We start from the raw sequence: 8,367 nt of genomic DNA on the forward strand, positions 1-8,367 counted from the left end.
GAAGTGGAGTGTGGGGTGTCGGAAGAATAAATAAAACTAATCTCCTGACTCCCATCTCCCATCTCCTATCTCCTATCTCCTATCTCCTATCTCCTATCTCCTGTCTCCTGTTCTGAGGATTTGGGATTAAAACTGGAAAAAGTGCATTAATTGGGAGATTTCCTGAGCGTCTAGGGATAAACGCCCTTTAAAATCCACAATATTCTTAAATAATCCCTGTTCTTCTCTATTTTTAATAATGGCAGCCGCCAAATTATCACTGATCAGGGGCAGGGTGGTTAACTGCTCGATCGAGGCGGTGTTAGGATTGATTTTAGGGGGTGCGAGGTGACTTTCCCGACTATAATAGGCAAATTCTAGAATCGGTTCCCAAGCTTTCAATCTAGCCACAGGAACACTCAAAGCAGCCGCTAGATCTTCAAGACAAAGCAATTCTACCCCCATACCCAGCAATTCCACCAACATCCGCGCTTGATGGATGGATATCCCCGGCAATCGCAGCCAATCATCCACACCCGCTTGACTGACATTAATTTTAATCCCCAATTGCGCCGCCATAGCGATCTCATCGAGGGAACGGAAGCGATAATAGGGATCATTGCTAATTTTGGCTTTTAAAGGGTTAAAAGTGCGCCCTAACCAGTTTTGCGGTGTCATTATAGTAATTGTCGCCGTTTTTCTTCAAATTCGTACTCAGAAATTAATCCTTCTTGCCGGAGGCGCTCTAATTCCCTTAAAGCTGCCCCGATCGCCTCTACTTGTTTAGGCTCTAAACTGGGGACAGTGGCAGCAGCGGTGGCAGTGGGAAAATAGTTAGCCAAAAATTGGTTATCTTGGATTAAATACCACACTGCATCGATCGCGCAAGCCACCCGGGGAATCGGAGTTTGCCAAAGGAGAAGATAAATAATTCCCCAGAGAGGTTGGCCAAGATAGAATTTATGAATACCGGCGATAGGAAAGGGTAAAGCGAGAATACTACCGATAAAAGCCATAAAAATCGCTAATTTACGGCTTTTGGGCTTACTTAATAATTTTTCCACCAGAAGCATGACACCTGTTCGAGATTGATTTTAGCCTGATCTGAACCTTCTATTGTGAACTACTCTCAAGATCGTTGAGAGCTTCCTATTTCACGGGGGATTGCCTCAAGACGGACTTACGCCCAGATTTTGGTCTTATATCCCCTCTATAGGCAGTATCGCTAGTTCCTAACGACAATATCCGTAAGCTTTCATCTCGAATATTTATTGCCGCATTTATGTCACGATCATGGGTTGTTTTGCAATGCTCACAAGTCCATATTCTAACATCAAGGGATAAACTACCCACTTGATTTAGACAGACATTACAAGTTTTAGAACTAGGGAAAAACCTATCAACTTCGATATAAGTTTTTCCTTCCCATTCTGCTTTGTATTTAAGCATTGTACAAAACATTCCCCAACTACAATCACTAATAGCCTTAGCTAAATTATGATTGCGTACCATGCCTTTAACATTGAGATTTTCTACCGCAATAACTTGGTTTTCGTTAACTATCTTACGGGATAGCTTGTGGAGAAAATCCTCACGACATCTTGAGATTTTAGAGTGAACTTTAGCTACTTTACGTCTAGCTTTTTGACGGTTGTTACTTCCCTTCTTTTTACGCGATAGCTTTTGTTGTTTCCTTTTTAGATTGCGTTGATGTTTAGCTAAATGTCTAGGATTATCATATTTACTGCCATTGCTGGTAATAGCAAAATGATTCAGTCCTAAATCAATTCCTATCGCTTTTCCATCTATCCCCCCGCCTTCGGCACCCCCCTTATCAAGGGGGGCAAGGGGGGATTGTCCGTCATCAACTAAAATAGAAGCGTAGTATTTACCGTCTGGGTTTTTTGAGATAGTAACGGTTTTAATTGTTCCTGCAAATTCCCGATGACGAACACAATAAACTAATCCAACTTTACCCGGTAATTTGAGGTAGTCACCTTCAAATTTGACATTAGCTGGATAGCTAATTGATTGTTTACCATGTTTGGATTTGAATCTTGGTAATCTAGCTCGTTTCTCAAAGAAATTTTGATAAGCTTGCGATAAGTTCAAAGCGACAACCTGTAAGCACTGGGAATAAGCATCTGTCAACCACTCATATTCTTTTTTGAGACTAGGCAATAGTCCCTGAATATAGTTTCGTGTCAGTCCTTTTCCTGTGGTTTTATAGGTTTCTTGGCATAAATTCAGGGAATAATTCCAAAACCAACGACAACAACCAAAGCTTTTTGCTAAGGCTATTTCTTGCTCGGTATTAGGCTTAAGTCTGAATTTGTACGCTTTGTACATAAGAGTTATCAGGAAACCATGACTATGATAACATAGTTTTTGAGAATTGTCTATATACAAAGTCAGCAGCAGTCCATAAAAGCGAGGGACTTTTGCTGACATTCAGTTAAAATACTCTTTGGTTCTAACATAGGGATAAGCAATGACTAGCAGAATCAAGGAAATCTTTCAGACAGGACAACCGGATCAATCCGTCACCGTGCAGGGTTGGGTGAGAACAAAACGAGAATTAAAAGAATTTACCTTCCTGGAAGTTAATGATGGCTCATCCCTGGCCAACTTACAAGTTATCCTCGAATCGACTTTACCCGATTATGAAAATGTACTAAAGACAATTAGTACAGGAACGGCGATCGCTGTTTCGGGAAATTTGGTTCCTTCCCCGGGTAAAGGGCAAAATATCGAGTTAAAAGCGGCCGAAATCACCCTTTATGGTGACTGTCCCCCAGAATATCCCCTACAAAAGAAACGTCATTCCTTTGAATTTCTGAGAACTATTGCCCATCTGCGAGCAAGAACCAACACCCTAGGAGCAGTAATGCGGGTTAGAAACGCTTGCGCTACCGCTATCCACAGTTTTTTCCAAGAAAAGGGCTTTATTTGGGTACATACTCCCATTATTACCGCTAACGACTGCGAAGGTGCGGGAGAATTATTTACTGTCACCAGTTTAGATTTAAAAAAAACCGCCAATTTTGCCGAGGATTTCTTCGGTAAACGGGCCTATTTAACCGTCAGTGGACAATTACAAGCGGAAGTAATGGCCATGGCTTTATCTAATGTTTACACTTTTGGCCCGACTTTTCGCGCCGAAAATTCTAATACTTCCCGTCATTTGGCCGAGTTTTGGATGGTGGAACCGGAAATGGCTTTTTGTGATCTGGAAGGAGATCAGGATTTAGCGGAGGCATTCCTCAAATATATCTTTAAATTCGTCCTAGAAAATTGTCCCGAAGATTTGCAGTTTTTTAACGAACGTATCGATAAAACGGTGTTAAGTACGGCCGAAAATATCGTTAATAGTGAGTTTGGCCGGATTACCTACAGCGAAGCGATCGAGTTATTAGAAAAAGCCGATCGTCAGTTCGAGTTTCCGGTAGAATGGGGCGTAGATTTACAGTCAGAACACGAACGTTATCTAGCGGAGGAACTATTTAAAAAACCCGTGATTGTCACCAATTATCCCAAGACAATCAAAGCTTTTTATATGCGTCTAGATGACAATAATAAAACCGTTTCCGCTATGGATATTTTAGCACCTAAGATCGGCGAAATTATCGGCGGTTCCCAACGGGAAGAACGATTAGATGTATTAATCCAAAGAATGCAGGAACAGGGAATGAATCCCGATGATTTGTGGTGGTATTTAGATCTGCGTCGCTACGGTTCCGTTCCCCACGCTGGTTTTGGTTTAGGATTCGAGCGTCTGGTACAATTCATGACGGGAATGACCAATATTCGCGATGTGATTCCTTTCCCCCGTACCCCTTTAAGTGCCGACTTTTAGAATGATGTCTAGGATCGACAGGAGAAAGGAGGAATGTAGATATTTATTAAATTGTAGCTTAGGCTACAGTCTTAGAGTAGAAAATGTGCATTGTTTCACTATCCTCCTTCTGTCTTGGGTTGGGCTATTGCTTGACCTGACTGCGAGAGAGCGCGATCGCACTGTATCTAAGTTAACTCATTTTGCTGAAAATTATGGCAGGAATCTTGACGCATTTGTTCAATAACTTCGGGATATTTTTCCAGATCTTCTAATGAGTTTAAAGGTGGATAAACTACTCGATCTTTTCTTTCATTTACCTTATCTACATAAGCATAAAAAGCCTCGTCATCCTCACGATGAGATAATACATAACTTTTTAATTCTTGAGAGGTCATAGTTTTAAAATTAGGTTTTTGATTCATTTTATTGGCTCTTCGTTACTTGTTATGGTTCGATAGGGGGGCATAAATCAACAAAATCTTTATCTGGTAAGGGATTTAATTGATTAGTTCGCTTTAGATAAAAAACAATTGATAAAAATCGCCCAATGTCTTTCTCTATAAGGGTTCCATCCCTTATAACTCCCGTCTATTGCATAAGACAAACCGAAGAACCATTTTATTCATTGTCCATTAGGTTTAATTTCAATCTCAATACCTTCACCAATTAACATGAAAATATTTTTAGTACGCTCATCCAATCTTATTAAGTTAATTGGTAAATAAAACCTTGTTGCCCAACAAGATAGGGTATAACATTGTAAGAGTTGTGCAAGTGTCGGAATATTTTTCCCTCCCAAAACCGAACGAATGACAGTAGTTATAACAAAATAGAGTTCCTGGTATTTGATCGCCGATGAATTTGCCTATCTGAAGGTCATCAATTAGAGGTTGTAGGTCAGTACGAATGCTCCGATAGCGTTTGGCGAGGGTGCGAAGTCGATCCTTGAATTGATCGGAGAAAAGGAGCTTAATAAAGGGAATTTCTTCAGTCATCTATGCCATCCCAGAGTTCAGAGATGGGATGTACTTTGTCTTCTTTAGCTTGCTGAAGAGAAATACAAAGACTGGTGAGGATCAGTTCTTTTGGTTCGTCGTCAGGGTCAGTGGGTGGAGTGAGGATATTACGCGATACTAGCAATTGGTAGAAATCATCGATGGCCATTCCCGTTAGTTCGGCTGCTTGTTCAAATTGAAGACGTTGCTGCTGATAAAGCATGATAGCGATTTCCGTGAGCATTTGAGCTTCAGTCATTTGTACTCTTTGCAGAAGTTCAGTGGGAAGGATGAGGCTCATAGAGGTTTAATTAAGTGGCAGTAACTTCATTGTATCGCCATGAAAAAGAAACCACAAAAGTGGGCTAAATTGCCTCTAAAAATACCATCAATGCCCCTTCAATCAATCTTGAGGGGGTTTATTTTTTTGCCCGTGTTTCCACATATTCTCGCAGGACGCGATTAATACTGGTCTGATATCCCTCCTCTTGTGTGGCCTGGGTTTTGAACCAGTCTATCAGGTCAGCATCAAGGCTTAGAGTGATCTGCTGTTTGAGCGGACGACAAAACACACCACGCCGCGCCCTGCTCCAATCTCCCGTAGCCTCTGGGATCAGATCTGTGCGGATAGGCTCTTGTGATGCGGCTAGAGCGTCAATTTCAGCCTGTATCTCTAGCGGTACTGGATTAGAATCTCCCTTCTTCATAAGCCCTCCTTTCATGGGCTGTTGCCCTGCGTGCGCTAATAATTCGTCCCGTTTCCTCTCCTGTCACTGAATTAGACTCCGGCCCAGTATGCACCACAAACACAGTCAGTTTACCGATCAGTCCGATCTATCGCCAGCGACAGGAAAAACGTTGGGTTGTGGCAGTGGCTCGGCGTTTAAATGGAGATGGCTTCTTGATTACTGCCTACCAAACCGATGGGATTAAAGAAGGGGAAATGCTATGGCTCAAGTAAAAGTTTTCTATGAACCGGAAACGGAATTACTCACTGTCTTCTGGCAGCAACCCAGAAAGGAGCAGATTTGTACTGAACTGGGGGATGGGGTGATTCTGATTAAGGATTCCACCAGTGGCGAGCCGATTGGCTTGGAAATTCTCTCCTATCGCCCTGGGGACAATCGCTTTGATGCGGTGAGCGTTGAACTGGGGCAGTTGAGTCCCGTCCGTTGATATTGGTCGTGATTCTGGTTGTCCTCTAACTTCCGAAATCATCTGGGCGTTGAGGATGGGTTTCATGGTGGATAGCTCGTCAGGGAGAGAAATGTAAAGATTTATAAATTGTAGCTTTTGATACAGTTGTGGGGGGTGTGTGCTGTGCTGTTATCCTCCTTCTGTCTTGGGTTGGGCTATCCCTTAACCCAAGCTACGAGGGGGAACGCACTACGTTCCTTGTCCCCTTTCTCCTGTAACAGTTCTTAATGGGTTTGTCTGAGTTTAGCCTGATTGATAATGATAGCGAGCTTGTAAAAAATAAACCTTATTTCCTGTGACTTTATAAACTAAACGATGCTCTAAATCGATCCGTCGTGACCAAGGGTCGGCAGCAATATACTTAAGAGGTTCGGGTTTACCCAATCCTGTAAACGGATCGCCATCCAAAATATCTGTCAATAAGTCTAAAATTTTATCGCCTTTTTTCGGTTCGTTCCGATACCACCAAGCTAAATCTGCTTTGAAATCAGGACTAAAAACGGGCAAATAACCATGAATAGAATTGTTTTGAGGTTTATCTGGCTTATTTTCTCTTTTAGGACTCAATTCCTAACTCCTCTTTCAATTCAGCTAATGTTTGAGGAGTTGCATCTTCTGTCTGGGTCCATGCTAAAGAGCGAAATAAGCGCTGGGCATTTTCTGGCGATCGCAATAAATAAACACACTCTAATAAACTGGAAAGCTCATCTTCAGCAATTAAGGCGACATTTTTCTGATTGCGACGCTTAATGACGATAATTTGCGATTCGTCACACACCTGATCTAAGAGACTCGCTAAATTCATTCTCGCCTGAGAGTAGGTGGTTTCTTTGCTTAACATGATTTTTAGGGGAGACTTGTACAACCTTATTGTACAATTCCAAGCTCTTGAACTCCCCAAAAACCCCAAAATCTGAAGGGAGAGGAATGCAAAGATTTATTAAATTGTAGCTTTTGATACAGTTGTGAGGGGGGAATGTGTAGTGTCTTATTGTCCGCCTTCTGTCCTGGGTTGGGTTGTTGCTTGGCCTAGGCGAGGGGGGCGATCACTAGCCATATTGTTTACAAGTGGTCAAGCAAAAAACCAACATTGAGGATTACAGACATGAGTATCACACCGAGCGAAGAGCTGCTGGAATACGAGCAGGCAAGAGCAATTAAGATTTGGGAAGCACCGTTATCTCTCGAAACACGGTCAGCCTTAAGTGAAATCGCAATACCGAAAGCTAAAGGTGCTCCAGTCGGGGAAGATATGGGAGTGGGCAATAATGTCAATAATGACGGAAGTATCTTGCCCCCATTACCTCAAAGTTTGCGAAAATTTAAGAGTTGGCTAGGAGTAGCGGCTACTATAAATCGTAAAGCCTACCAAACAGCGCGATTAGACCCTACGAAGACGAGTTTTGACGGTGCGACCTGGTCGGACTACGACTACAAATTCAGGAGCGCACCATTTTGGGAAAATTGCACCAGCAAAAACCGTAATGCAAATATCACGGAGTTATCCCTAACACCCTTGATCGACGCCATAGCAAACTTAGTCCAGGCATTCGTAACACCGACTGGTTTCGACGATATAGTCACCTCAGTTAAAAAGATCGGGGAATTAGCTGTAAAGAACGTTGACCAAAACCAAAAAGACACATATGAGCAATCAGGATTGATAACAATCTCTGCGAGTAAACTCTATGTCTGTAACACGAGGACACAAGTGAGTTTCACATATTATGAAGGAAAAGGATACCAGCAGTTAGCACAAACATTGAATGTCCAAACTTGTGTAGCAACCCTTGATTTTGGCAAATGTGAACGGAGTGCCGGTCAGATACTACAATGGGATCAAACTGATGTTGACGCATGGGTAACCTCAACCTCAAGTAATGACCAACCACCTAACACGAGTCCTGCGTGGGATCACTAAGGTGATTTCTAGTTAAGAAAGTACCAGTTTCGTAGGGGTTTAGCATTGCCAAACTCCTACAATGGTACGTTAGACCTCTCCAATAATTGCCAAAATAAGGGCTGAAGCCCTTACTACAAGCCGATTAAAAATCTTTTCTGGAGGGGTCTATCGCAATTAGAGCAAGAGGACTCCCGTTACACCGCGAAGCGGTTGATGGCGAGACTGTCAATTTTTCTAAGAGATAGCCTAACGTCGAACATCCTAGTCACCGAGACACAGCAAAAAACTATGACACCCCAAGATCCTTATCGAATCAAGTTAAACGACCTATACTTTGCACGGTTATAACTTGCATTTTTTACTCAAAGACAATAATATAGTTCAAGAGTCATAATTAGAAGCAAAGCACTCATTAAAAACATGATTAACCTAGAATTCACGGAAGAAGAAAAGAA

Annotated in this window: 11 protein-coding genes and 1 pseudogene; 3 read left to right on the plus strand and 9 right to left on the minus strand. The window is 42.2% G+C overall.

What is annotated here, in order from left to right; genetic code table 11:
- Positions 1-126: 126 nt before the first annotated feature.
- From IQ224_RS19195 to IQ224_RS19205, 3 genes are all read right to left on the minus strand, one after another.
- Positions 127-657 (minus strand): ComEA family DNA-binding protein, encoded by a 531-nt coding sequence (locus IQ224_RS19195; protein ID WP_002782752.1) that lies wholly within the window; start codon positions 655-657, stop codon positions 127-129.
- Complete coding sequence (locus tag IQ224_RS19200; protein ID WP_158200791.1) at positions 657-1,052, minus strand: NINE protein; 396 nt, start codon at positions 1,050-1,052, stop codon at positions 657-659. The genes IQ224_RS19195 and IQ224_RS19200 overlap by 1 nt, the downstream gene beginning before the upstream one ends.
- Positions 1,053-1,128: 76 nt before the next feature.
- The gene (locus IQ224_RS19205) at positions 1,129-2,328 is read right to left on the minus strand and encodes an RNA-guided endonuclease TnpB family protein (protein WP_194033360.1); all 1,200 of its coding nucleotides are present in this window, start codon (positions 2,326-2,328) and stop codon (positions 1,129-1,131) included.
- Between the two features lie 142 nt (positions 2,329-2,470).
- On the opposite strand from IQ224_RS19205, the gene asnS reads away from it, so the two are divergent.
- Complete coding sequence (gene asnS / locus IQ224_RS19210) at positions 2,471-3,835, plus strand: asparagine--tRNA ligase (RefSeq protein WP_002748194.1); 1,365 nt, start codon at positions 2,471-2,473, stop codon at positions 3,833-3,835.
- A 167-nt stretch (positions 3,836-4,002) separates the two neighbouring features.
- Here asnS and IQ224_RS19215 read toward each other — a convergent pair whose 3' ends face one another.
- The 4 genes and pseudogenes from IQ224_RS19215 to IQ224_RS19225 all read right to left on the minus strand — a co-directional run bounded on the left by IQ224_RS19215 (position 4,003) and on the right by IQ224_RS19225 (position 5,519).
- Positions 4,003-4,212 (minus strand): hypothetical protein, encoded by a 210-nt coding sequence (locus tag IQ224_RS19215; protein ID WP_228036317.1) that lies wholly within the window; start codon positions 4,210-4,212, stop codon positions 4,003-4,005.
- A gap of 441 nt (positions 4,213-4,653) precedes the next feature.
- A pseudogene (locus IQ224_RS25105) lies at positions 4,654-4,812 on the minus strand (type II toxin-antitoxin system RelE/ParE family toxin); the annotation flags it as partial.
- Positions 4,805-5,113 (minus strand): UPF0175 family protein, encoded by a 309-nt coding sequence (locus IQ224_RS19220; protein WP_194033357.1) that lies wholly within the window; start codon positions 5,111-5,113, stop codon positions 4,805-4,807. The pseudogene IQ224_RS25105 and the gene IQ224_RS19220, both read right to left, overlap by 8 nt.
- Before the next feature lie 118 nt (positions 5,114-5,231).
- The gene (locus tag IQ224_RS19225) at positions 5,232-5,519 is read right to left on the minus strand and encodes a BrnA antitoxin family protein (RefSeq protein ID WP_194033361.1); all 288 of its coding nucleotides are present in this window, start codon (positions 5,517-5,519) and stop codon (positions 5,232-5,234) included.
- Positions 5,520-5,760: 241 nt separating this feature from the next.
- Here IQ224_RS19225 and IQ224_RS19230 point away from each other — a divergent pair, with 241 nt between their 5' ends.
- Complete coding sequence (locus IQ224_RS19230) at positions 5,761-5,988, plus strand: hypothetical protein (RefSeq protein WP_002735928.1); 228 nt, start codon at positions 5,761-5,763, stop codon at positions 5,986-5,988.
- A 264-nt stretch (positions 5,989-6,252) separates the two neighbouring features.
- Here IQ224_RS19230 and IQ224_RS19235 read toward each other — a convergent pair whose 3' ends face one another.
- On the minus strand, positions 6,253-6,576 hold the full coding sequence (locus IQ224_RS19235; protein WP_194033358.1) for a Txe/YoeB family addiction module toxin: 324 nt from the start codon (positions 6,574-6,576) through the stop codon (positions 6,253-6,255).
- Positions 6,566-6,850, minus strand: coding sequence for a type II toxin-antitoxin system Phd/YefM family antitoxin (locus IQ224_RS19240; RefSeq protein WP_002763754.1), 285 nt, complete (start codon positions 6,848-6,850; stop codon positions 6,566-6,568). The genes IQ224_RS19235 and IQ224_RS19240 overlap by 11 nt, the downstream gene beginning before the upstream one ends.
- Before the next feature lie 264 nt (positions 6,851-7,114).
- On the opposite strand from IQ224_RS19240, the gene IQ224_RS19245 reads away from it, so the two are divergent.
- Positions 7,115-7,930, plus strand: coding sequence for a hypothetical protein (locus IQ224_RS19245; protein WP_194033359.1), 816 nt, complete (start codon positions 7,115-7,117; stop codon positions 7,928-7,930).
- The last annotated feature ends 437 nt before the right edge of the window (positions 7,931-8,367 follow it).

It is taken from the genome of Microcystis sp. LEGE 00066 (assembly GCF_015207925.1).
Taxonomy (GTDB): domain Bacteria; phylum Cyanobacteriota; class Cyanobacteriia; order Cyanobacteriales; family Microcystaceae; genus Microcystis; species Microcystis ichthyoblabe_A.